Origin of the sequence: Nocardiopsis metallicus, assembly GCF_014201115.1 — a bacterium.
Taxonomy (GTDB): Bacteria; Actinomycetota; Actinomycetes; order Streptosporangiales; family Streptosporangiaceae; genus Nocardiopsis; species Nocardiopsis metallicus.
In genome coordinates, this window is record NZ_JACHDO010000001.1 from 3,137,534 (window position 1) to 3,159,712 (window position 22,179).

General features: G+C 71.5%; 18 protein-coding genes. All 18 read right to left on the reverse strand.

All coding sequences use genetic code 11. From position 1 onward, the window contains the following. The gene (locus HNR07_RS13595) at window positions 1-2,682 is read right to left on the reverse strand and encodes a sensor histidine kinase (RefSeq protein WP_184365307.1); all 2,682 of its coding nucleotides are present in this window, start codon (window positions 2,680-2,682) and stop codon (window positions 1-3) included. Between the two features lie 301 nt (window positions 2,683-2,983). Next, the gene (gene argH, locus HNR07_RS13600; RefSeq protein ID WP_184365308.1) at window positions 2,984-4,402 is read right to left on the reverse strand and encodes an argininosuccinate lyase; all 1,419 of its coding nucleotides are present in this window, start codon (window positions 4,400-4,402) and stop codon (window positions 2,984-2,986) included. Window positions 4,403-4,452: 50 nt separating this feature from the next. Beyond that, the gene (locus HNR07_RS13605; protein ID WP_017583928.1) at window positions 4,453-4,986 is read right to left on the reverse strand and encodes an arginine repressor; all 534 of its coding nucleotides are present in this window, start codon (window positions 4,984-4,986) and stop codon (window positions 4,453-4,455) included. After that, complete coding sequence (gene argF / locus HNR07_RS13610) at window positions 4,983-5,930, reverse strand: ornithine carbamoyltransferase (RefSeq protein ID WP_184365309.1); 948 nt, start codon at window positions 5,928-5,930, stop codon at window positions 4,983-4,985. The genes HNR07_RS13605 and argF overlap by 4 nt, the downstream gene beginning before the upstream one ends. After that, a complete protein-coding gene (locus tag HNR07_RS13615; protein ID WP_184365310.1) occupies window positions 5,927-7,135 on the reverse strand; it encodes an acetylornithine transaminase in 1,209 nt (402 codons plus the stop codon). The genes argF and HNR07_RS13615 overlap by 4 nt, the downstream gene beginning before the upstream one ends. Continuing rightward, the gene (gene argB, locus HNR07_RS13620) at window positions 7,132-8,085 is read right to left on the reverse strand and encodes an acetylglutamate kinase (protein ID WP_221319433.1); all 954 of its coding nucleotides are present in this window, start codon (window positions 8,083-8,085) and stop codon (window positions 7,132-7,134) included. The genes HNR07_RS13615 and argB overlap by 4 nt, the downstream gene beginning before the upstream one ends. Window positions 8,086-8,129: 44 nt before the next feature. Further along, the gene (locus HNR07_RS13625) at window positions 8,130-8,921 is read right to left on the reverse strand and encodes a bifunctional ornithine acetyltransferase/N-acetylglutamate synthase (RefSeq protein WP_184365312.1); all 792 of its coding nucleotides are present in this window, start codon (window positions 8,919-8,921) and stop codon (window positions 8,130-8,132) included. Between the two features lie 22 nt (window positions 8,922-8,943). Then, window positions 8,944-9,972 carry an N-acetyl-gamma-glutamyl-phosphate reductase gene (gene argC / locus HNR07_RS13630; protein ID WP_184365313.1) on the reverse strand — a complete coding sequence of 343 codons (1,029 nt, stop codon included), beginning with the start codon at window positions 9,970-9,972 and terminating at the stop codon, window positions 8,944-8,946. 155 nt (window positions 9,973-10,127) lie between these two features. After that, window positions 10,128-11,549 (reverse strand): NAD(P)/FAD-dependent oxidoreductase, encoded by a 1,422-nt coding sequence (locus HNR07_RS13635; protein WP_246420297.1) that lies wholly within the window; start codon window positions 11,547-11,549, stop codon window positions 10,128-10,130. Window positions 11,550-11,746: 197 nt separating this feature from the next. After that, window positions 11,747-12,235, reverse strand: coding sequence for a MarR family winged helix-turn-helix transcriptional regulator (locus tag HNR07_RS13640; protein ID WP_184365315.1), 489 nt, complete (start codon window positions 12,233-12,235; stop codon window positions 11,747-11,749). Between the two features lie 174 nt (window positions 12,236-12,409). Further along, window positions 12,410-13,636, reverse strand: coding sequence for an aminotransferase family protein (locus HNR07_RS13645; RefSeq protein ID WP_184371991.1), 1,227 nt, complete (start codon window positions 13,634-13,636; stop codon window positions 12,410-12,412). Between the two features lie 544 nt (window positions 13,637-14,180). Beyond that, a complete protein-coding gene (gene pheT / locus HNR07_RS13650; RefSeq protein ID WP_184365316.1) occupies window positions 14,181-16,670 on the reverse strand; it encodes a phenylalanine--tRNA ligase subunit beta in 2,490 nt (829 codons plus the stop codon). Further along, the gene (pheS, locus tag HNR07_RS13655; protein WP_184365317.1) at window positions 16,670-17,788 is read right to left on the reverse strand and encodes a phenylalanine--tRNA ligase subunit alpha; all 1,119 of its coding nucleotides are present in this window, start codon (window positions 17,786-17,788) and stop codon (window positions 16,670-16,672) included. Before pheS ends, pheT begins: the two co-directional genes overlap by 1 nt. Window positions 17,789-17,973: 185 nt before the next feature. After that, window positions 17,974-19,101, reverse strand: a complete 1,128-nt coding sequence (locus HNR07_RS13660) for a sensor histidine kinase (protein ID WP_017583947.1) — start codon at window positions 19,099-19,101, stop codon at window positions 17,974-17,976. A gap of 572 nt (window positions 19,102-19,673) precedes the next feature. Beyond that, window positions 19,674-20,522 (reverse strand): TrmH family RNA methyltransferase, encoded by an 849-nt coding sequence (locus HNR07_RS13665; RefSeq protein ID WP_184365318.1) that lies wholly within the window; start codon window positions 20,520-20,522, stop codon window positions 19,674-19,676. Window positions 20,523-20,567: 45 nt separating this feature from the next. Next, window positions 20,568-20,939, reverse strand: a complete 372-nt coding sequence (rplT, locus tag HNR07_RS13670) for a 50S ribosomal protein L20 (RefSeq protein WP_026117095.1) — start codon at window positions 20,937-20,939, stop codon at window positions 20,568-20,570. A 166-nt stretch (window positions 20,940-21,105) separates the two neighbouring features. Continuing rightward, complete coding sequence (rpmI, locus tag HNR07_RS13675; protein WP_184365319.1) at window positions 21,106-21,300, reverse strand: 50S ribosomal protein L35; 195 nt, start codon at window positions 21,298-21,300, stop codon at window positions 21,106-21,108. Between the two features lie 186 nt (window positions 21,301-21,486). After that, window positions 21,487-22,071: a translation initiation factor IF-3 gene (infC, locus tag HNR07_RS35590; protein WP_184371994.1), complete on the reverse strand. Its 585-nt coding sequence runs from the start codon at window positions 22,069-22,071 to the stop codon at window positions 21,487-21,489. Between the last annotated feature and the right edge of the window lie 108 nt (window positions 22,072-22,179).

Genomic DNA, 22,179 nt, shown 5'->3' on the forward strand with positions numbered 1-22,179 from the left:
TCAGTCGCTCTCTCCCGTATGGTCGTCGGCGCCTGCACCGACCTGGTCATCACTGCTGTGCTCGGGACCTTCCCCGCCGAGCTCCTCGGCCCGGCCCCGCCGGGTCCCCGCACTGAAGGCGTCCATCATCCGGCGCGCCTGTTCGGGGCTGCGCTGTGGCAGCGGTTCGGGTTCGTGGGCGGGGGCACCGGAGGCGGGTTCGTCGCGGAGCTGGGGGGCGAGGCTGGCCTGCCTTCTGCGCCGGGGCAGTCCGGCCCGGTCCGGCCCCGCGCCCACCCGGGTGCCGTCTGCCCGGACTCCCCCGGCCCGGGTGGCGTCCGCCGTCGCGCTGTCGGCCCCGCGTCTGGGCAGCTGCGCGGGGACCTCCCCCTGAACCCGTTCCCTCGGCTCGGGTTCCAGGTCCGGCACCTGGCGCAGCAGCGGGGCACCCTGGGCGTGCTCCCGCGGTACGGCCTCGGGGACGCGCTCTCCGTGTTCGGGGACCGAGCGCAGCACCGGTCGGGCCGGCCTGGACCCGGCCCCTTCCGACAGCAGGTCCGCGGGGTCCTCCCGGTTGTCCCGGTCACCGTGTCCAGAGGCTCCCGAGTGGTCGAGCCGGGCCGCGCTGGAGCGGGCGAGCACGGCGGCCCGGGGGCGCTCCGTCATGGCGGTGCCGGCGGAGACCACCAGGGTGCTGGGCACGAGCACCACGGCCCGGGTGCCCCCGTACGGGGAGTGGCGCAGCTGCACGCCGATCTCGTGTTTGCGCGCGAGCCTGGCCACGACGAAGATACCGAGGCGGCCGTCGCTGCCGGGGGTCATGATGTCGAATTCCGGCGCCTTGGCGAGCTTCTCGTTGTTGTCGGCGAGGACCTCCTCGGTCATCCCCAGACCGCGGTCCTCGATCTCGATCACCACACCCTTGGGGACGTTGTCCGTGGCGATGGTGACGTCGGTGTGCGGCGGCGAGTAGGCGGTGGCGTTCTCGACCAGCTCCGCCAGGAGGTGGATGACGTCGGCGACGACCGCGCCCACCAGTGACAGGTCCGGGGCGGAGGTGAGCTCGACCCGGGCGTACTCGTCGGTCTCGGAGATGGCGCCGCGCAGGATGTCCACGAGCGGGACGGGGTGGCGCCAGCGGCGGCCCGGCTGGGCCCCGCCGAGGATGATGAGGTTCTCCGCGTGGCGGCGGCCCCGGGTGGCCAGGTGGTCCAGCTGGAAGAGGCTCTCCAGCAGGTCGGGGTCCTCCTCCTCGCGTTCCATCCGGTCCAGGAGCTGGAGCTGGCGTTGCACGAGGGACTGGTTCCGGTGCGCGATACCGAGGAAGACCCGGCCGACTCCGGCCCGGATGTCGGCCTGCTTGACGGCGGCGCCGACCGCGGTGCGCTGGGCGGTGTTGAAGGCGTCGGCGACCTGGCCGACCTCGTCGGCGCCGTGGTCGAGCTGTTTCATCTCGGTGTCCAGGTCGACTCTCTCGCCCGCCTCCAGGCGGCGCACGATCCGGGGGAGGTCGCTGCGGGCGATACCGAGCGTCTCCGCCTTGAGCTTGGCCAGCCGGTAGGTGAGGCGTCCGGCCGAGCGAGCGGCGGTGCCGTAGGCGACCGTTCCGGCGAACATGGAGGTGATTCCACCGCCGAGGGCCAGGGTGAACATCCACGAGCTGGCCTCCTCGGTGGCGGAGACGACGGTGTCCACCCGCTCGGCGGTGACCTCGGCCAGCTCGATGTTGACCTGGTCGGCGGCCGCGCGCCAGCCGCCGAGTCCGTCCGGCGGAGCGGTGTCGCGGGTCAGCTCACCGGTGAGGGGGTCGGTGTCGATGCGCGCCTCGTGCTGGACGAGGGTGTCGGCCATCTCCATGGCGTCGGCCCAGGCCGCGCCCGCGGTGATCCGCTCGACGGTGGGGGCCTGGTCCCGGCTGGCCACCGGTTCGGTGGTGGCCCCCGCTGTCTCCACCGATGCGGCCTCTGCTGTGTCTTCCGCAGAGTCCGTGACCGCGTCCGTGACCGGGCCCATGGCGTCCAGGCGGCGGCGCGTGTCACCGGTGAGGGAGGCGATCTCGGCCTGTTCGGCCCGGCTGAGATCACGCTCGGCCAGGACCGTGGTGACCAGGGCGTCGGCGTGGCCGAAGCTCTCCTGGGCCCACAGCAGGTTGTCGGCGGCCGAGGCGGCGTCGGAGGCGGGCCCGTCGTCCAGCCCTCGGACGGTGTTCGCGTAGAGGCGGATGCCCTGGTGGATCGCGGCGGTGTAGGCGTCCAGGGCGTCGGCCGCCGGCCCCGGGTCGGCGAGGTCGTCCGTACGCAGGGCCTGGACCTGGTCCAGCGAGTCGAAGAACCCCTGGGCCAGCGGGTCCGGGGAGTCGCCGTCACCCTCCAGGGTGTCGCGCACGTCCCGGACCCTGATGAGTGCTTCGTCGGTGGTCTCCGCAGCGCCGACGAGCCGCTGCCGGGTCTGGCCGCCGGGGGCGGTGAGGTACTCGGCGCTGAGGCGGCGTTCGGTCTGGAGCGCGGTGAGCGCCTCGGCGAGGTCGGCCCCGGCCCGGCCGTCGGTGACCGAGGAGCGCAGCGAGATCGCCTGGGCGAGGGTGGCACTGCTCAGCACGACGAACAGTACGAGGAAGGTGATGCTGGGGATCAGCACGATCCTGTTGAGCTGCGCCCTGATCCCGGTCTTGGCCCCGCGCCCTGTGCCCCCTGGCTGACCCACTGCGCTCCTCCCACGGACTCGGCGCGGGCACCGGAGGCCACGCGTAGTGCGTGCCGGTTCCCACGCGGGTCGTCACGGTACGCGCAGGAGGGAACACGTGTGGTGCCCGCAGACTCAGGACGCTACCGCACCAGCCACGGCCGTGCGGGGGGAATTCCAGATTGGTTTCCTACCGGCCCTGACGGCCGCACCCGCGCGGGCCGGGGAACAGGACGTACAGGAACAGTGCGCCCATGACGGCGGCGGGGCCCTGCCGGATCGCCATACGGATCCGGCAGGGCCCCTGCACGACTGGGCGCGGCTAGGAAATGAAGGCCTTGCGGTGTGCCTCGACGTCCGAGCGCAGGCGGTCGAGCTGTTCGGCGACCCGGGCCGGGGCGGTGCCGCCGCGGCCCGCGCGGGAGGCCAGGGAACCGGGCACGGTCAGGACCTCGCGCACGGCCGGGGTCAGGTGTTCGGAGATCCGCGCGAAGTCGGCGTCGCCGAGATCGGGCAGGTCGATGCCGCGCTCCTCGCACACCCGCACGCAGGTGCCCGCGATCTCGTGGGCCTCGCGGAAGGGGACGCGCTCGCGGACCAGCCACTCGGCGATGTCGGTGGCCAGGGAGAAGCCCTGTGGGGCCAGCTCCGCCATCCGGTCCGTGTGGAAGGTCAGGGTGGCGACCATGCCGGTCATGGCGGGCAGCAGCAGGTGCAGGCTGTCCACGGCGTCGAAGACCGGCTCCTTGTCCTCCTGCAGGTCCCGGTTGTAGGCCAGCGGGAGCCCCTTGAGGGTGGTGAGCAGGCCGGTGAGGTCTCCGACCAGGCGGCCCGCCTTGCCGCGGGCGAGCTCGGCGACGTCGGGGTTCTTCTTCTGCGGCATGATCGAGGAGCCGGTGGAGAAGGCGTCGTCCAGGGTGATGAAGGAGAACTCCTTCGTCGCCCACAGGATGACCTCCTCCGAGAGCCGGGACAGGTCCACGCCGATCATCGCGGTGACGAAGGCGAACTCGGCGACGACGTCGCGGGCGGCGGTGCCGTCGATGGAGTTCTCCGAGGAGGCCGGGAAACCGAGCTCGGCGGCGACCGCCTCGGGGTCCAGGCCCAGGGAGGAACCGGCCAGGGCGCCGGAACCGTAGGGCGAGACCGCGGCGCGGCGGTCCCAGTCGCGCAGCCGCTCGACGTCGCGGACCAGCGGCCAGGCGTGCGCCATCAGCTGGTGGGCGAGCAGCACGGGCTGGGCGTGCTGCAGGTGCGTGCGGCCCGGCATGGCGGCGTCGGGGTGGGCCCCGGCCTGGTCGGCGAGAGCGCGCACCAGGTCCAGGAGCTGGTCGGCGATGGACCGGGCCTCCTCGCGCAGGTACATGCGGACCAGGGTGGCGATCTGGTCGTTGCGCGAGCGTCCGGCGCGCAGCCGGCCGCCGAGTTCGGGGCCGACCCGCTCGATGAAGCCCCGCTCCAGCGCGGTGTGCACGTCCTCGTCCTCGAGCACGGGGGTGAACTCCCCCGAGGCCACGTCGGCCTCCAGCCGGTCCAGGCCCGCGATCATGCGGTCGAGTTCGTCGGCCGAGAGCAGTCCGGCGCGGTGCAGGGCGCGGGCGTGGGCGCGTGAGCCCGCGATGTCGTGGCGGGCGAGCCGCCAGTCGAAGTGGGTGCTCAGCGAGAGACGGGCCAGAGCCTGGTCCGGTCCTCCCTCGAAGCGGCCGCCCCACAGGCGCAGGGCCTCGGGCTGGTCGGCCATCGTGGTCTCCTTAGTGAACGTTCAGGTGGTGCCGGGCCGCACGGGTGCGGTCAGGGTTTACGGTCGGCCAACCGCAGGAGCGCCGCGGCCAGTTCCTCACCGCCCCGGGGATCGCGGGCGATCACCATGATGGTGTCGTCGCCCGCGATGGTGCCCAGGATGGCGTGGAAGTCGGTGTGGTCGATGGCCGAGGCCAGGTACTGCGCCGCCCCGGGCGGGGTGCGGATGATGACCATGTTGGCGGAGGCCTCGGCCGAGACGAGCAGGTCCTCGGCCAGCCGGTTCAGACGGGCCCCGGAGACCTGTTCGAGGCCGAGGGTGTCCGGGCGGGTGCGCTGGAGGCGTTCACCGCCCTCCCCCGGCAGGACGTAGGCCAGGTGGCCGTCGGCGGTGCGGAGTTTGACCGCGCCCAGTTCGTCCAGGTCGCGGGAGAGCGTGGCCTGGGTGACCTGGACCCCGGCGTCGGAGAGGCGCCTGGCCAGTTCCCCTTGGGAGCGGACGTCCTCGCGGGTGAGGACGTCGGTGATGCGGGCGTGGCGGGCGGCCTTGGTCATCGGGGCCGTACCGCTGTGGTCGTTGGTCATCGTGTCTCGGGCTCGGGGTTGTCGCTGCTCTCGAGCAGGTAGGCGAGCAGGGCCTTCTGGGCGTGGCGGCGGTTCTCGGCCTCGTCCCAGACCACGCTCTGCGGGCCGTCGACGACGCCGGCGGTGATCTCCTTGCCCCGGTAGGCGGGCAGGCAGTGCAGGACGATCGCCTCGGGGTGGGCGGCGGCCATGAGCGCCTCGTCCACGGTGTAGGGGCGGAAGGGGGCCTCGCGGTCCTCCTTCGCGTCCTCCATACCCATGGAGACCCAGGTGTCGGTGGCCACGACGTCGGCGCCCTCGGCCGCCTTGTGGGCGTCGGCGGTGACGGTGACCGACCCTCCGGTGCTCTCGGCGATCTCGTTAGCCCTGGTCAGGATGACCGGGTCCGGGTGGTAGCCCTCGGGGGCACCGATCCGCACGTGCATGCCGGCGATGGCACAGCCCAGCAGGTAGGAGTGGGACATGTTGTTGGCGCCGTCGCCGAGGTAGGCGAGGGTGAGCCCGGCCAGGGTGCCCTTGTGCTCACGGACCGTCTGGAGGTCGGCGAGGACCTGGCAGGGGTGGAACTCGTCGGTGAGCGCGTTGACCACCGGGACGTTGATGTGCCGGGCGAGGTTCTCGAGGTCGGTCTGGGCGAAGGTGCGCCAGACCACGGCGGCGACCTGGCGCTCCAGGACCCGGGCGGTGTCCTCGATGGGTTCACCGCGGCCCATCTGGGTGCTGCCGGAGTCCAGGACCAGCGGGTTGCCGCCGAGGTCGGCGACGCCCACGGAGAAGGACAGGCGGGTGCGGGTGGAGGGCTTGTCGAAGAGGAGCGCGACCGTGCGCGGCCCCGCCAGGGGCCGGTAGGAGAAGCGGTCGCGCTTCATCTCGTCGGCGAGGTCGAGAACGCGGGTCTGCTCCTCGGGCGTGAGGTCGTCGTCCCGCAGGAAGTGCCGGGTCATGACTGGTGCTCCTTCGTCGCGGCGGCCTCAGCTGCGTCCAGGACGGTCGGCAGGGCCTCGATGAACACGCCGATCTGCTCGGGTGTGATGACCAGGGGCGGGGCGATGCGGATGGCGTCGGGGGCCACGGCGTTGACCAGGAACCCGCGGACGGCGGCCTGTTCCTGGACGTGGGCCGCGTGCGGTCCGGTGAGTTCGAGGGCGCGCCAGAGTCCGCTGCCGCGCTGCCCCGCCAGGAGGGGGTGCTTGACGCCCTCGATCTGTTCGGCGAGCAGGTCGCCCATCACGGAGGTGTGGGCGAGCAGGCCCTCGCTCTCGATGGTGTCGATGACGGCGAGCGCGGCGGCGCAGGCCACCGGGTTGCCGCCGAAGGTGGAGCCGTGGTCGCCCTTGTGGAAGGCGTCGGCGTAGCGGCCGAAGCCGACGCAGGCGCCGATGGGCAGTCCGCCGCCCAGGCCCTTGGCGAGGGTGAGGACGTCGGGGCGCACGCCCTCCTCCTGGTGGGCGAACCACTGGCCGGTGCGGCCGATACCGCTCTGGATCTCGTCCAGGACGAAGGCCGCTCCGGTCTCGTCGCACAGGGCGCGGACCCCGGCGAGGTAGCCCTCGGGGGCGGGGACGACCCCGGCCTCACCCTGGGTGGGCTCGACGAACACGGCGACGCAGTTCTCGTCGACCGCCTCGGTCAGGGCCTCCAGGTCGCCGTGGGGCACGAAGCGCACGTCCATGCCGAAGGGGCCGAAGGGTTCGCGGATGGATTCCTTGCCGGTCAGGGCGAGGGATCCGGCGGAACGGCCGTGGAAGCCCTTGTCGGCGGCGACGAAGTAGTGGCGGCCGGAGCCGGCGGCGCGCTTGACCAGTTTGAGGGCGGCCTCGTTGGCCTCGGTGCCGGAGTTGGCGAAGAAGACCTTGGCGTCACCGCCGAGCAGCCCCACGAGGCGTTCGGCGAGTTGGACCTCGCGCTCGTGCACGAAGAGGTTGCTGGTGTGGGCGAGGGTGGCCGCCTGGTGGGCGACCGCCTTGACCAGGGCGGGGTGCCCGTGGCCCAGGCTGGAGACGGCGATGCCCGCGATGAGGTCGAGGTACTGGCGCCCGTCTGCGTCGTAGACCTCGCAGCCGCGCCCGAGGGTCAGGGCCACGGGCGGCACCCCGTAGTTGGGCATGATCGAGGCGGCGAAGCGCTCCCTCAGTTCGCTGCTGGTCACTTGGCGGCTCCAGGGTTGTGCTCAGTGGTGGTGTCGGTGGGGCGCCAGGGGCGCGGGTAGTGGCCGTTCCCGGCGAGGAGTTCGGCCTCCAGTTCCTCGTCGGCGACCATCGTGCCCACGCCCTGGTCGGTGAAGACCTCCAGGAGCAGGGAGTGCGGGACACGGCCGTCGATGATGTGTGCCTGGGGTACACCGCCCTCGACGGCGGTCAGGCAGGCTTCCATCTTGGGGAGCATGCCGGAGGACAGGGAGGGCAGGAGGGCGCGCAGCTCGTCCACGTTCAGGCGCCGGATGAGGTCGGTGTTGGCCGGGAAGTCGGCGAACAGGCCCTCGACGTCGGTGAGCATGATGAGCTTGCTCGCGCCCAGCGCGACGGCGAGCGCGGAGGCGGCGGTGTCGGCGTTGATGTTGTAGACGCCGCCGTCGTCGGCGCGGGCGACGCTGGAGATCACCGGGATGCGGCCGTCGGCGATGAGCGCGGAGACGGCGCCGGGGTTGACCTCGCTGACCTCGCCGACCCGGCCGATGTCGACGGTCTCGCCGTCCACCTCGACGCTCTTGCGCTCGGCGTAGAGGAGGTTGGCGTCCTCGCCGGACATGCCGACGGCGAAGGGTCCGTGCTGGTTGATCAGGCCGACGATCTCGCGGTTGACCTGGCCGGTGAGGACCATGCGGACGATGTCCATGGCCTCGTCCGTGGTGACCCGGAGTCCGGCGGTGAAGGTCGACTCCACCCCGGAGCGGTCCAGCATGGCGCTGATCTGCGGTCCGCCCCCGTGGACGACGACGGGGCGCAGGCCCGCGTAGTGCAGGAAGACGATGGACTCGGCGAAGCGTACCCGCAGTTCCTCGCTGACCATGGCGTTGCCGCCGTACTTGACCACGACGGTGCGGCCGTGGAAGCGGGAGAGCCAGGGCAGCGCCTCGATGAGGTTGGCCGCTTTGTCCATGGCCTGGGCCTGGTCCTGGGTGGGGTTGTCGGAGATCCGGGAGTTCACGGGTTGGCCTGCCTGTCCTGGGGGGTTCCGGTATCGGATGTGTCCGCGGCGAGCTGGGCGGCGAGCTCCTCGCACACCTTCGTGAGCAGGTCGGCGAGGACCCCTTCGCCGGGGGTGGCCGGAGCGGCGCCGCTGGCCATGAGCAGGACGGTGTCGTTGGTCCCGGTCAGCGGGGCGAAGGCCTTGGCGGCGGCGTCGGCGACCAGGCTCTGGCACTGCTCGGCGCTGAGGTCGGCGTCGGTGGTCAGTACGCACAGGACCGATCCGACGGAGGCGTCCGGCCCCTTTGCCATCCCGCCGACGGTGACGCCCTCGCCGCGACCGAAGGCGATCTTGGCGACCGTGTCCCCGGTGCGAATGGCGTCGGCCGCGGGGAGTCCGCCGCCGCGTTCGGCCTCGGCGAGCGCGGCCGTGAGCCCGGTGTTCAGGGCTTCGGTGGGCAGGGCGGTGCCGATCGGGCCGGCCGAGCACAGCACGATCTCGGCGGCGGAGTCGGCGAGCAGGTCGGCGGTGTGCTCGGCCTCGGCATGGGCGGCCTGGAAGCCGAGCGGTCCGGTGCCCGCGTTGGCGCAGCCGGAGTTGAGGACGGCGGCGCGCACGCGGCTGCCCGCGACGACCTGCCGGGACCACAGGAGCGGGGCGGCGGGGTCGGGGTGGTCGGTGAAGACCGCTCCGGCCGCGAGGGAGGGGCCGTCGTTGACGACGACGGCGACGTCGCGGGCGCGGTCGGGTTTGATCCCGGCGGCCACGCCCGCGGCGCGAAAGCCCTTGGGTGCGGTGACACTCACGTCGATGCCTCTTCCCGGGTTCTCAGGGGGCGACCGCGGCGAGCGGGAGGCCGGTGTCCTCGGGCAGGCCCAGGGCGAGGTTGGTGCTCTGGATCGCGCCGCCCGCGGTGCCCTTGGTCAGGTTGTCCAGGGCGGCGACGGCGACCACGCGGTTCGCGTCGGGGTCCACGGTGACCTGCACGAGGGTGGTGTTGGCCGCGACCGTCATGGCGGTGTTGGGCCAGGTGCCCTCGGGGAGCAGGTGGACGAAGGGCTCGTCGGCGTAGGCGGTCTCGTAGGCCGCGCGCACCTGGTCGGCGCTGGCGCCGGGCTTGAGGGGCGCGGTGCAGGTGGCGAGGATGCCCCGGGGCAGGGGCGCGAGGACCGGGGTGAAGGAGAGGCGGACCGGCTCGCCGGTGACCGAGGTGAGGTTCTGGACGATCTCGGGGTTGTGCCGGTGGGTGCCGCCGACGCCGTAGGGGCTGAGGGCGCCCATGACCTCGCTGCCGACCAGGTTGGGCTTGGGTGCCTTGCCCGCGCCGGAGGTGCCGGTGACGGCGACGACGGTGAGGTCGGTCTCGACGAGCTGCTGGGCCAGGGCCGGGAAGAGGCCGAGGGTGGCGACGGTGACGTGGCAGCCGGGGACGGCGACCCGGCGGGCCCCGGTGAGGCGCTCGCGCTGGCCGGGAAGTTCGGGCAGGCCGTAGGGCCAGGTCCCGGCGTGGGGGGTGCCGTAGAAGCGTTCCCAGGCGGCGGGGTCGTTGAGGCGGAAGTCGGCTCCGCAGTCCACGACCAGGACGTCGTCGCCGAGCTGCTGGGCGATGTCGGCGGATTGTCCGTGCGGCAGGGCGAGGAAGACGACGTCGTGGCCGCGCAGCTCCTCGACGGTGGTCGGCCCGAGGATGCGATCGGCCAGCGGGAGAAGGTGCGGCTGGTGTTGGATGAGGGGGGTCCCGGCGTTGCCGCCCGCGGTGACCGCGCCGATCTCGATGTCGGGGTGTCCCAGGAGCAGACGCAGCAGCTCGCCCCCGGCGTAGCCGCTGGCTCCGGCGATGGCCGCCGTGTATCCCATGGTGAGACCCTCTCTTCTCGACTGGACTGAACCATCATGCATGGCTCTGCAATTTTATGCAACCATGGGCGGTCGCGACCAGGGCGGGGTCGGTGACGGTCACAACACCGGAAGAGGACACAGCGCCGACGGGGGAGGCCGCCTCCGGGTGCGAATCAGTTGCCGGGCATCCGGGTGGCCAGGTCGGCCAGGCGGGAGGTGTGGGCCTTGCCCTCGGCCTGTGATTCCCGGCGGTCGGCCGTGCGGTAGAGGCCGCGCACGACCTTCGTGCCCATCCAGCGCAGCGGCTCGGGTTCCCAGCCGCGCACCTCGTGGCCGACCCACGGCAGGCGGGTCAGGTCGGTGCTGCGGCCCAGGATGAGGTCGCGCAGGGTACGCCCGGCCAGGTTGCTGGTGGCGACCCCGCTGCTGGAGTAGCCGCCAGCCCAGCCCAGGCCGGATTCGGCGTCCAGGTTCACCGTCGGGGACCAGTCGCGGGGCACCCCGAGCACCCCGGACCAGGCGTGCTCGACGGGTGCGTCGGCGACGTCGGGGAACAGCGCGGTCAGCGAGCGCCAGAGCTCGGCGATGGCCTGCGGCTGGGTGGTGCCCTCGCTGCCCTCCGAACCCCCGGATCGGCGCGAGGAGCCGCGGCCGCCGATGGCGATGCGGTCGTCGGCGGTGCGCTGGGCGTAGACGTAGGAGTGGGCGGCGTCCCGCAGCAGCTCGCGGCCCTCCCAGCCGATCCGCTCCCAGAGTTCGGGGGCGATCGGCTCGGTGACGATCATCGAGGAGGACATGGGCCGCCAGCGGCGGTGCTGGCCGCGCAGGGTGGAGGTGAAGCCCTCGGTGGCGCGGACCACGTGGTCGGCGCGGACGGTGCCGTGTTCGGTGACCACGGCCGGGCGGATTCCGCCCTCGCGGGGCCGGATCTCGGTGACCGGGGTGTCCTCGAAGATCTCCACGCCCAGCGCCTCGACCACCCGGGCCAGGCCGGTGACCAGCTTGGCCGGGTGGATACGGGCGGCGTGCGGCGAGTAGCCCGCGGCCACGGCGCCGTTGACCGCGATCGGGGGCGCGTGGTCCAGGTCGACCATGTGGATGTCGTCGGGCCAGTACCCCCAGTCCTGGAGGTAGTCGATGTTGTTCCGGAGCCGTTCGTGCTGGGCCGCGTTGCTGGCGACCACGCGCATGCCGCCCTTGACGATGTCGGCGTCGATCCCCTCGGCCCCGGCGACCGAGACGACCTCGTCCACGGTGTTCATCAGCGCGCGTTGCAGGGCGACCATGGCGGCCTTGCCGTGTGACTGGGCGTAGTCCTCCTGGGAACCGGAGAACTCGGCGGTCAGCCACCCTCCGTTACGGCCGGAGGCGCCGAAACCGGCGAACTCGCGCTCGACCACGCATACGCGCAGGTCCGGCTGGGCCTTCTTGAGGTAGTAGGCGGTCCACAGGCCGGTGTAACCGGCTCCGACCACACAGACGTCGTAGTCGGCGTCGCCCGGCAGGGGCGCTCTGCGTTCGGGGAGACCGCTCTCCCGGAACCAGAAGGAAACCCCGCCGTTGGCGAAGCGGGCGGATCGGGGAATCGGCCTCATCTGGGCAGCAGTGGTGAACAGCCTCATCATTCCCCCCGGAACCTCAGTGCTCCCGACCCACCCCGCGTTGGGTCCCCCGAACTCTCGCCAACCTACACGGGAACGACGGCACGTGGCATGTTTTCTGCACATTCACGAGGATCGTCCGGTCACGGAAACGGCGATTCGACTACGCAACGTCGCTGTTCCATGCCTTTTTAATCGCAGGAGCTGTCACGGAGCGTACGCGCGATCGTGGCGAGTTGTCGAACCCCGCCCTCCCCGAGCGGGGCGAGCACGTGCTCACGCAGGCGCTCCACGTGGCGGATCCGGGCGGCGACGATGAACTCGATCCCCTTCTCGGTGAGGGTGGCGTAGACGACCCGGCGATCGGTGGCACAGTTGTGCCGCTCCAGGTAGCCCTCCCTCTCCAGGCGGTCGGCCAGCTTGGTGAACCCTCCGGTACTCAGGCTGACCTCGCGGGCCAGGCGGCTCATCGGCAGCTGGTGCCCCGGGGTGCGCTGGAGCCGGATGAGGACCTCGAACCATGGACCCGCCATGTCCTTGCCGTCGGGGGTTATCCCGTGCAGCAGCTTGGGCTGGATGGAGTTCATCGCCTCGTGGAGCAGGCCCCAGGCCGTGATCAGGTCGTCGTCACTGGGTCCGGTACCGTGCTGCTCGTCCACGCCGGTCGGCTGTGCGGTCATGTGCTGCCCCCTGTCGTGCCCTCGGGGAGGAAACGCCACACCCGCCCCAAAAGAAGTATCTTCCCAGAAAATATTACTCCACGATATCAGTACCGGACAGAGGTTTCCCAGGAAAATAAATAACCCACCGGCACGTGACACGGCACCGGTGGGTCCAGCAAGGGCCTGCTCGGGTCAGTGGCGGGCCATCACCGCGTCCAGGGCCGACGACAGGGTGGACGTCATGTGGTCGATCTGCTCCCAGGTGATGACCAGGGGCGGCGAGACCAGCAGGGCCTTGGGCACCGGCCGGACGATGACGCCCCGAGTGCGTGCCTCGGCGAAGACCTCCGCCGTGGTGACGCCCCGCTCGTTGAGCGCCTCCTCGGTGAGCTCCACCGCACCCATCACCCCCGTACCGGATCGGACCTCGGCGACCAGCGGGTGGTCGGCCAGTCCGCGCAGCGCCGAGTCCAGGTGGGTCTCCACCTCGCGGGAGACCGTGAACAGGTCCTCGCGCTCCAGGATGTCCAGGTTGGCCATGGCCGCGGCGCAGGCCGACGGGTGCCCGGCGTAGGTGGTGCCGTGCAGGAACGGGTTGCCCGCCTCGTTCCAGAACGGGTCGGCCACCCGGCCGTTGACCACCACACCACCCAGCGGCAGGTAACCGCTGGACACGCCCTTGGCGAAGACGATCATGTCCGGGCTCACCCCGAACCGCTCGATCCCGAACCAGTTCCCCATCCGGGCGAAGCCGCAGATCACGCTGTCGACCACGAACAGCACGCCGTACTTCTGACAGATCCGCGCCACGTCGGTGAAGTAGTTCTCCGGCGGCAGGAACACCCCGCCCGCCCCGATCACCGGCTCCGCGAAGAAGGCGGCGACCCGGTCGGCGCCGACCCGCAGGATCTCGGCCTCCAGGGCGGCCGCGGAGTCGTGCCGTACCACGGAGGTGTCCTCGATCAGCTTGCCGTAGCCGGAACGGAAGCGCTCCATCCCGATGATGCTCGTACCGAAGCCGTTGAGGCCGTGGTAGCCGCCGGTCCGGCTGATCAGGTGCTGGCGCTGCGGCTGTCCCTGGGTGACCCAGTAGCTGCGCGCCAGCTTGGCGGCGGTGTCGATCGACTCTCCTCCCCCGCAGGTGAGGATGACGCGCGGGTCCGCCACCGGCGCGTGGGCGGCCAGGCGCTCGCTCAGCTCCATCGCGGGCGCGTTGGCGAAGTCGCCGTAGACGGTGTAGGCGTCCAGGGTGGTCATCTGCCGGTGGACCGCGTCCGCGATCTCGGCACGGCCGTGGCCGACGTTGCAGTACCAGAGGCTGGCGGTCCCGTCGAGGTAACGGTCACCGGACTGGTCCCAGAGCCACACGCCCTCGGCGCGGGCCACGACGAACTCCGGGCCCTTGGCCACGGTGTTCATATCGCAGAAGGTATGCCAGAGACGGCTGGGCTCCCGGTGTTCCTTGGGAGTGAGCGCGGACGAGACAACCGTTTCGGTCATATGGCGACCTCCGAGCCGTGACATGCGCGAGAGTGCGCAGCGGAAAACGGATCTGACCCCTTACCCGGGCGCCCAGGTTGTGGCAGGTACTCGAAGGCTAAGTTCTCGGACCGCCCCACAGCAAGAGCCAAAACGAGCTTTCATGCCCCGAAACCCAAACTTCATTCCGGCTACCCTCGGCACTTGGCGCCAAAACCCCTACTGGGCTGGAAAAACACGGCCATAATTTTCTTGGAATCCGGGCTCGTCGGTCAGTCTTTTCGCAACACACCGGGGGGTTGCCGCCGCTCCCGGACACGGGCGGCCCGGCCCCACAGCACTGTCCTAACACAGAAGGGCGGGGCGGGTCTCCCCCCTGGGAGTAACCGCCCCGCCCCGCCGTGTTAACGCTGTATTTCGGTGTGGCCGACCCGGCGTTGCGGCGAGCCCAGCGAGAGTCGCGTGGGCCGCGCCGAGTAGTCGGCTAGCCGCGCAGGACAGCGCCCGTGCGCTCGGTCGCCAGGGCCACGGCCGCCTCACGCGCGGCGCCGACCTCCTCGGCGGTCAGCGTCCGGTCCTCGGCCCGGAAGCGCAGCGCGAAGGCCACGGACTTGCGCCCCTGGCCGACCTGCTCACCGGTGTAGACGTCGAACAGCCGCACGCTCTCCAGCAGGGGGCCCGCGCCCTCGGCCAGGGCGGCGCTGATCTCGCCGACCGGCACGGAGGCGTCCACGACCAGGGCCACGTCCTGGGTGGCCACCGGGTAGGTGGACACCTTCGGGGCGGGCGCGTCGGTGCGGGCGCGCTCGACGCCGTCCAGGTCGATCTCCATGGCCGCGGTGCGGTCCGGCAGACCGAACGCCTTGATCACCCGCGGGTGCAGCTCACCGGCGTGCCCCACGGGTCGGCGCTCGCCGTCCACCCGCACGTACAGCGCGGCGCAGCGGCCCGGGTGCCACGGGGCATGGGTGTCGGCCTCGGCCTCCAGGTCGACCCCGGCGACCCGGGCGATGTCCCGGGCGGCCTGGATCGCGTCGGCCCAGGAGGCCGCGCGGCCCTGGCCCCACCAGCCGGCACGCTCGGCGTCGCCGGTGAGGACCACGCCCACGCGGCGCGGCTGCTCGGGCAGGGCGGCGTCGATGAGCGCGAGCTCCTCGGCGCCGGGACCCCGGTCCACGGGCAGGATCGGGGCGCGGGTGGCGCCCGGCTTGGGCCGGTAGACCAGGCCGGTCTCGAACAGGGCCACGTCGGTCATGCCCCGGCCCACGTTGCGGGCCAACGCCTTGAACAGGCCCGGCAGCACGGTGGTCCGCAGCAGCGGCTCCTCCTCGCTGAGCGGGTTGGCCAGGCGCAGGGCGGTCCGGCGCGCGTCGTCCGCGGCCAACTGGAGGCCGTCGAGGTCGCGCTCGCTGGTGAACGGGTAGGACAGCACCTCGTTGTACCCGGTGTCGGCCAGGACGCGGCCGACCGCCCGGCGCAGGCGCTGACTGGCGGTCAGTCCCCGCCCGGAGCCGTAGGGCCGGATCGAGGGGATGTTCTCGTAGCCCTCGAAGCGGATGACCTCCTCGGCGAGGTCGTTGGGGTCGGTGATGTCGGGCCGCCAGGTGGGCGGGGTGACCCGCAGCAGGTCTCCGTCGGCCTCCACGGAGCAGCCGATGGCGCGCAGCCAGTGCTCGCTGGTGCCCGCCGGGTAGTCGACCCCGGCCACGCTGCCCGCGTGGGAGGCCTTGACGACGATCGGCTCACGCGGCGTGCCGTGATCAACCACCGTGTAGGCCGACTCGACCGAGGCGCCGCCGAGCTCGGCCAGCAGCTCCACCGCGCGGGTGGCCGCGGCCAGCTGCTCGGCGGAGTCGACGCCGCGCTCGAAGCGCCGAGAGGCCTCCGAGGAGAGCTGGTGGCGGCGGGAGGCGCGGGCGATGCTCATGGCGTCGAAGTGCGCGGCCTCGACCAGGACCTCCGAGGAGGACAGGCCGATCTCGGTGTGCAGTCCGCCCATCACCCCGGCGATCGCCTGGGCGCCGGAGTCGTCTGCGATGACGATGTCGTCGGGGTCCAGGGAGCGCTGGACGTGGTCCAGGGTCTCCAGTTTCTCCCCCGCCTCGGCCTGACGGACGCGGATCGGGCCGTTGACCTTCTCCCGGTCCCAGGCGTGCAGCGGCTGGCCGAGCTCGAGCATCACGTAGTTGGTGACGTCCACGGCCAGGGAGACGGGGCGCACCCCGCTCTGGTGCAGGCGGCGCTTCATCCACAGCGGGGTGGGCGCCTCCGGGTCGAAGCCGGTGGCGCCGCGCAGCACGAGGCGGTCGGCGCGCTTGGCGTCGTCGATCATGCCCGGGTGGCCGGGGCCGGTGGGCTCGGCGACGGTGAGGCCCGCGGGGTCGTGGAAGGCGGCACCGTACAGGGCGGCGACGTCGCGCGCCACGCCCCGCATGGACAGCGCGTAACCCCGGTCCGGGGTGACGGCGATGTCGAGGACGTCCTCGCGCAGGCCGAGGGGCGCGATGGCGTCGGTGCCGGTCTCGGCGAAGCCCTCGGGCAGCACGACGATGCCGCTGTGGTCCTCCCACAGGCCGAGCTCGGTGGCCGAGCAGATCATGCCGGCGGACATCCTGCCGTAGGTCTTGCGGGCACCGATCTTGAAGCCACCGGGCAGTTCGGCGCCGGGCAGGGACACCACGACGAGGTCGCCCTCGGCGAAGTTGCGGGCGCCGCAGACGATCTCCTGCGGCTCGCCCGTGCCGTTGGCCCGCCCCACGTCCACCTTGCAGAAGCGGATGGGCTTCTTGAACTCGGTGAGCTCCTCGATCTCCAGCACGCGGCCGAAGACGATGGGGCCGGTCAGGTCGGAGCCGAGCTCGTCGACGGTCTCGACCTCCAGCCCGGCCAGGGTCAGCCGGGAGGCGAGCTCGCGGGCGGAGACGTCGGCGGAAAGCTCGACGTACTCACGCAGCCAGGTCAGGGGGACGCGCATCAGTTCTCACTCCCGAACGCCGAGGTGAAGCGGATGTCGCCCTCGACCATGTCGTGCATGTCGCGCACGCCGTGCGCGAACATCAGTGTCCGTTCGATTCCCAGGCCGAAGGCCCAGCCGCTGTAGACCTCCGGGTCCACCCCGGCGGCGGTGAGCACGCGCGGGTTGACCACACCGCAGCCGCCGATCTCGATCCAGCCCTCACTGGAGCAGGTGCGGCAGGGCTCGTCCGGGTTGCCCACGGACTCGCCCCGGCAGACGAAGCACTCGATGTCCACCTCGGCGGAGGGTTCGGTGAACGGGAAGTAGGAGGCCCGGAAGCGGGTCTTGAGGCCCTCACCGAAGACCGACTCGACGAAGGCGTCGATGGCGCCGCGCAGGTGCGCCAGGGTGATGCCCTTGTCGACGACCAGGCCCTCCAGCTGGTGGAAGACCGGGCTGTGCGTGGCGTCCAGCTCGTCGGTGCGGAAGGTCTTGCCGGGCGCGACCACGTACACCGGCAGCTCGCGCGAGAGCAGCGCGCGGATCTGCACCGGGGAGGTGTGGGTGCGCATGACCAGGCCGGACTCGCCGCCGTCGGGACCCTCGACGAAGAAGGTGTCCTGCATGCTGCGGGCCGGGTGGTCGGGCTGGAAGTTGAGGGCGTCGAAGTTGAACCACTCCGCCTCGATCTCGGGGCCCTCGGCGACCTCGAAGCCCATGCCGACGAAGACGTCGGCCATCCGCTCGGCGACGGTGGTCAGGGGGTGGCGGGCACCGCGGGGCGTGCGGTCCCACGGCAGGGTGACGTCGACGCGCTCCTCCACCAGGACGCGCTCGTCGCGCTCGGCCTCCAGCACCGCCTGGCGGGCCTTGAGGGCCTGGCCGACGTCGCGCCGGGCACCGCCGACGCGCTTGCCCGCGTCGGCCTTGGCGGCCGGGGGCAGCGCGCCGATCTCCCGGTTGGCCAGGGCCAGCGGGGAGCGGTCGGAGGCGTGCGCGAGCCGGACCTCCTTGAGTTCGGCGAGGTCGGCGGCGGCCTCGATGGCGGCCAGCGCCTCCTCGCGCATGCGGGCGACCTCGTCGGGGTGCAGGGGGGCCACCTCGACCGGGTCGAAGGAATTGTTCGGTGCAGACATGGTTGGTTGCCTCGCCGTCGCCGCTCCCCCACGGATCAGGGGACGGGACGGCAGTCACGGTCCGCGCGGGGCGGACGAAGCCGACAGGAAAAGCACAGGCGGTTTGCGGGCAGCCCGGGAAAGGTCCGTCACGGGGTCCGGGACATGCCACGTGCGCCCACCGGGCGGCCGAAGGGTCTGAGGGCTCAGACGAACTCGGGCGTCCCGGCGGGCATGGTAAATCGGAACTCGGCGCCGCCGTTGGGGGCGCGTCCGACGGTGATCGTGCCGCCGTGGGCCTCGACGAGGCCCTTCACGATGAACAGTCCGAGGCCGGTCCCGCCACGGCGCTTGCCGCGCCAGAACTGGCGGAAGACGCGCGGAATGGTCTCGGGTGCTATGCCCTGGCCTTCGTCGCGCACCGACACCGCTGCTCCTCCTTCACACGGCTCGATCACGATACTGACAGTACCAGCGCCGTGCCGCACCCCGTTTTCCACGAGGTTCGCGAGGATCTGTTCGATCTTGTCCGCGTCCAGCCACATCTGCGGGAGTTCGCCGCGGGTCTCGACCCGGAAGCGCTCCTCGGACTCGCCCGCGGCGATCTTGCTGGCGACCAGACGGCGCACGGCGGCGGGCAGGTCGACGACCTGGCGGCGTACCTCCAGGCGGCCGGACTCGATGCGGGAGACGTCCAGCAGGTCGTGGATGAGCCGGGTGACGCGGTCGGCGTCGGCGTTGACCGTCTCCAGCATGAACAGTTTCTGCTTGTCGGTGAGCCGTTCCCACTTGTTGAGCAGGGTGGAGGTGAAGCCCTTCACGCTGGTGAGCGGGGAGCGCAGCTCGTGCGCGACCTCAGAGACCAGGTCGGCTCGGGAGCGTTCGGCCCGAGCGGAGGCGTCCCGGAGCGTGACGACCAGGCGGACGAGGGCCCCGCCGGGCCTGGCCCGCACGTAGCGCGCGGCCACGAGGATCTCGCGTTCGTCGGGCAGGCAGAGCATCCGCTCGGGCTGGCGGGTGCGTTCGCGGTCACCGCCGTAGGGGTCGCTGGACTCCCACCAGTTGTTGCCGTCGAGCCCGTTCAGCGGCAGGGCGGTGCGATAGTCGCGGCCCAGCGCGGACTCGACCGGGACCCCGGTGAGCTGCGCGGCCATGGTGTTGAACAGGACGACCCGGCCCCGGGCGTCGGCGACGACCACGCCGTCGGGCAGGTCGTCGGCGTGCAGCGGGGGTTCACCCGGCCGGGCCGAGGCGGTGTCCACGTCCCAAAGGTTCGGCGCCGCCGCACCGCCGGAGTCCTCCGCCGGTTGGCCCACCTGCCGGCCGCTGCCCACGCCTCTCCCCGCTCCCCTCCGAAGGTCCGCGACCACAGGACTCCTGGGTCGGGACGCTGACCGGTGCCGCCCGTCTCTCCCCCGGACACCACCGCAGATCTACCCTGCACTCCCCCCTGGTACGCCTCATGGCCCGGGATACGGCCTCGTCGAGGCGCCCGGGCGGTGGGACCGGGTGCGCCGCCCCGCACCGGCAGGCCGGGGACGACCGCCGACGACCGGGGTCCCGATAGGACAGCACGCGTCACAGAACGTGTGGCGGAGTCGGTGACCGGACATCGCTCATGCCGTGTCGCCAAGCATCCTGCCGTGCCCTGGTGGCCACGCGCACCGCCCTACCCGTGACGCGGGTCAGGTGGGGGTGGCCAAGCGGGATGCGCATGAACCACCGTGCTGCTGGCCCGACCCTATCGACACTCGGGCCCCGTGCACGTGCATTTCGACGGGTTGGCAGAACCTGTTACCGAACGTGCCAGCCCCGCGCTTCGTCACCCCGGGTCAGAGCCCTGACAGTCACCGGGAGTAATCAATCGGGGCGCGGGGGCCAGACGTGAGCGGCTCGGAAGAGGTTCTCAGGAGCGCCGCTGCTGCCGCGCGGTCGTGTACAGACAGACCGCGGCGGCCGTGGCCAGATTCAGGCTTTCGGCCCCGCCGTAGATCGGAACGCTGACCGCGCCGTCCGTGAGCTGGACGATCTCCTCGGGCAGGCCCCAGGCCTCGTTGCCGAAGACCCAGCCGACCGGTCCGTCCAGGTCGCCGTCGTCGGCCAGCTGGTGCAGGTCGCGGTCGCCGCCTCCGTCTGCCGCCCAGGCCTTGGCTCCGGTGCCGTGGAGGAAGTCCACCGCCCGGGCCACCGGGACCCCCACCACCACGGGGAGGTGGAACAGGCTCCCGGCGGAGGCCCGCACGCACTTGCCGTTGTAGGGGTCGACCGAGGCGTCGGTGAAGATCACGACGTCGGCGCCGGCCGCGTCGGCGGTGCGCAGGACCGTCCCCGCGTTGCCGGGGTCGCGCACATGGGAGAGGACGACGGCGAGCCGCACGTCGGTGACGCTCTCCAGGGGGACGTCGACGAAGTCGCAGACCGCGATGACCCCCTGCGGGGTGATGGTCTGCGCCAGTTCGGACATGACGTCGAGGCTGACCCGGTGGGTGGGCACGCCCGCGGTGTGGGCGGCGTCCATCAGGTCGATGTGGCGCTGCATGGCCTCCGCCGTGGCGTAGACCTCGACAACGCCGCGGGCGGCCCCGCCGTAGGGGGACCGCCCGTTTCCGCCGTTGACGGCGGCCAGGGCCTCCCGTACAGCCTGCGGCCCCTCGGCGAGGAAGCGCCGCTCGCGCTGACGGAAGGTGCGCTTGGCGAGCCGCCGAACCCCCTTGATCCTGGGTGACCGGACACTCGTGAACTCGTGGCTCGCCATCGCTACCTGATCTGTTTTCTACTGCCTGCCAGCTGCTGCCCGCTCTTAGGCCGCGGCGGTGGTGGGGAGGGCCTGCTTGGCCTTCTCCACGAGGACGGCGAAGGCGGCCTCGTCGTTGACGGCCAGCTCGGCCAGCATGCGACGGTCGACCTCGATCTCAGCCAGCTTCAGGCCCTGGATGAGACGGTTGTAGGTCAGGCCGTGCGCACGGGAGGCGGCGTTGATGCGCTGGATCCACAGACGACGGAACTGCCCCTTGCGGTCCTTGCGGTCCCGGTAGGAGTAGGTCATCGAGTGGAGCATCTGCTCCTTGGCCTTGCGGTACAGGCGCGAGCGCTGCCCGCGGTAACCACTGGCCCGGTCGAGAACGACCTTGCGCTTCTTCTTGGCGTTGAGAGCCCGCTTCACGCGTGCCACAGTGACTCCCTCATTGGTTCTTCCGGCGCGCACGGCGCGCCGACCGGTCCGGCCAGGACGGGCCCGGCGGCCGTGTTCGCTTCAGGTGGTTGTCCTCCGGGCGCCTCAGCGCGCCGACCGGGTCGGGCGCACGGGCCTGCCAAGGAGGACGGAAGATGCTCTGGAGCTACATGCCCAGGAGCTTCTTGATGCTCTTGGTGTCAGCCGGAGCGAGCTCGGCCTCCGTGCCCAGCTTCCGCTTGCGCTTGGAGGTCTTGTGCTCAAGGATGTGGTTCTTGTTGGCACGGCGGCGCATGATCTTGCCGGAGCCGGTGACCTTGAAGCGGTCCTTGGCTCCACTGTGGGACTTGTTCTTCGGCATGTCGCCGTCGTCTCCTACTCCGTCGGCGCGTCACCCGTTCCTCGGAACGGATGACGCGATTGTTCCGCCGCTACGGCGGGATCCCGTCGCACACCGGTGCATCACGAGCTGTTCGCGCACAGCCCACCCCACCACCCGGTTCCCGCCTTCACGACGGCCGGGCGGTGGGGGACTAACCCTGACGCCTTACGCCTGGTCGCTCTCGTCGCGGCGGGTCTTGTCCCCCGCCGCCGCACGGGCCTCGGCCTTGTGCTCGGAACGCCGCTTGTGCGGACCGATCACCATGACCATGTTGCGGCCGTCCTGCTTGGGCTGGGACTCGACCGTCCCGAGGTCCTGGACGTCCTCGGCGAGACGCGCCAGCAGCCTGCGCCCGAGCTCGGGCCGGGACTGCTCACGGCCGCGGAACATGATCGTCACCTTGACCTTGTCACCGCTCTTGAGGAACCGGACGACGTGACCCTTCTTGGTCTCGTAGTCGTGCGGGTCGATCTTCGGGCGGAGCTTGATCTCCTTGATGATCGTGTTCGACTGGTTCTTGCGCGACTCACGGGCCTTGACCGCGGACTCGTACTTGAACTTGCCGTAGTCCATCAGCTTCGCGACCGGCGGGCGCGCGGTCGGCGCGACCTCGACGAGGTCGAGGTCGGACTCCTGGGCCAGACGCAGCGCGTCCTGCACGGAGACGATTCCGACCTGCTCACCGTTGGGTCCGACAAGTCGGACCTCGGGCACCCGGATACGGTCATTGATGCGGGGCTCTGTGCTGATGAGACCCCTCCCTAGCTTTCTCGGATTACCTGGGACCGGCCGCCCACCGTGTGGTGGTCGGCCTGTTCGACCGGGTCGCCCGTGCTTGTTCAGGCCACCCGCCCGCGT

What these genes read in the sequence shown, in the direction of transcription:
- argH (WP_184365308.1), bottom strand. Translation starts at nt 4,402, where the DNA reads ATGGCCGACCAGCCCGAGGCCCTGCGCCTGTGGGGCGGCCGCTTCGAG.
- HNR07_RS13605 (WP_017583928.1), bottom strand. Translation starts at nt 4,986, where the DNA reads ATGACCAACGACCACAGCGGTACGGCCCCGATGACCAAGGCCGCCCGC.
- argF (WP_184365309.1), bottom strand. Translation starts at nt 5,930, where the DNA reads ATGACCCGGCACTTCCTGCGGGACGACGACCTCACGCCCGAGGAGCAG.
- argB (WP_221319433.1), bottom strand. Translation starts at nt 8,085, where the DNA reads ATGGACAAAGCGGCCAACCTCATCGAGGCGCTGCCCTGGCTCTCCCGC.
- argC (WP_184365313.1), bottom strand. Translation starts at nt 9,972, where the DNA reads ATGGGATACACGGCGGCCATCGCCGGAGCCAGCGGCTACGCCGGGGGC.
- HNR07_RS13635 (WP_246420297.1), bottom strand. Translation starts at nt 11,549, where the DNA reads ATGAGGCCGATTCCCCGATCCGCCCGCTTCGCCAACGGCGGGGTTTCC.
- HNR07_RS13640 (WP_184365315.1), bottom strand. Translation starts at nt 12,235, where the DNA reads ATGACCGCACAGCCGACCGGCGTGGACGAGCAGCACGGTACCGGACCC.
- HNR07_RS13645 (WP_184371991.1), bottom strand. Translation starts at nt 13,636, where the DNA reads ATGAACACCGTGGCCAAGGGCCCGGAGTTCGTCGTGGCCCGCGCCGAG.
- pheT (WP_184365316.1), bottom strand. Translation starts at nt 16,670, where the DNA reads ATGCGCGTCCCCCTGACCTGGCTGCGTGAGTACGTCGAGCTTTCCGCC.
- pheS (WP_184365317.1), bottom strand. Translation starts at nt 17,788, where the DNA reads ATGTCTGCACCGAACAATTCCTTCGACCCGGTCGAGGTGGCCCCCCTG.
- HNR07_RS13665 (WP_184365318.1), bottom strand. Translation starts at nt 20,522, where the DNA reads ATGGCGAGCCACGAGTTCACGAGTGTCCGGTCACCCAGGATCAAGGGG.
- rpmI (WP_184365319.1), bottom strand. Translation starts at nt 21,300, where the DNA reads ATGCCGAAGAACAAGTCCCACAGTGGAGCCAAGGACCGCTTCAAGGTC.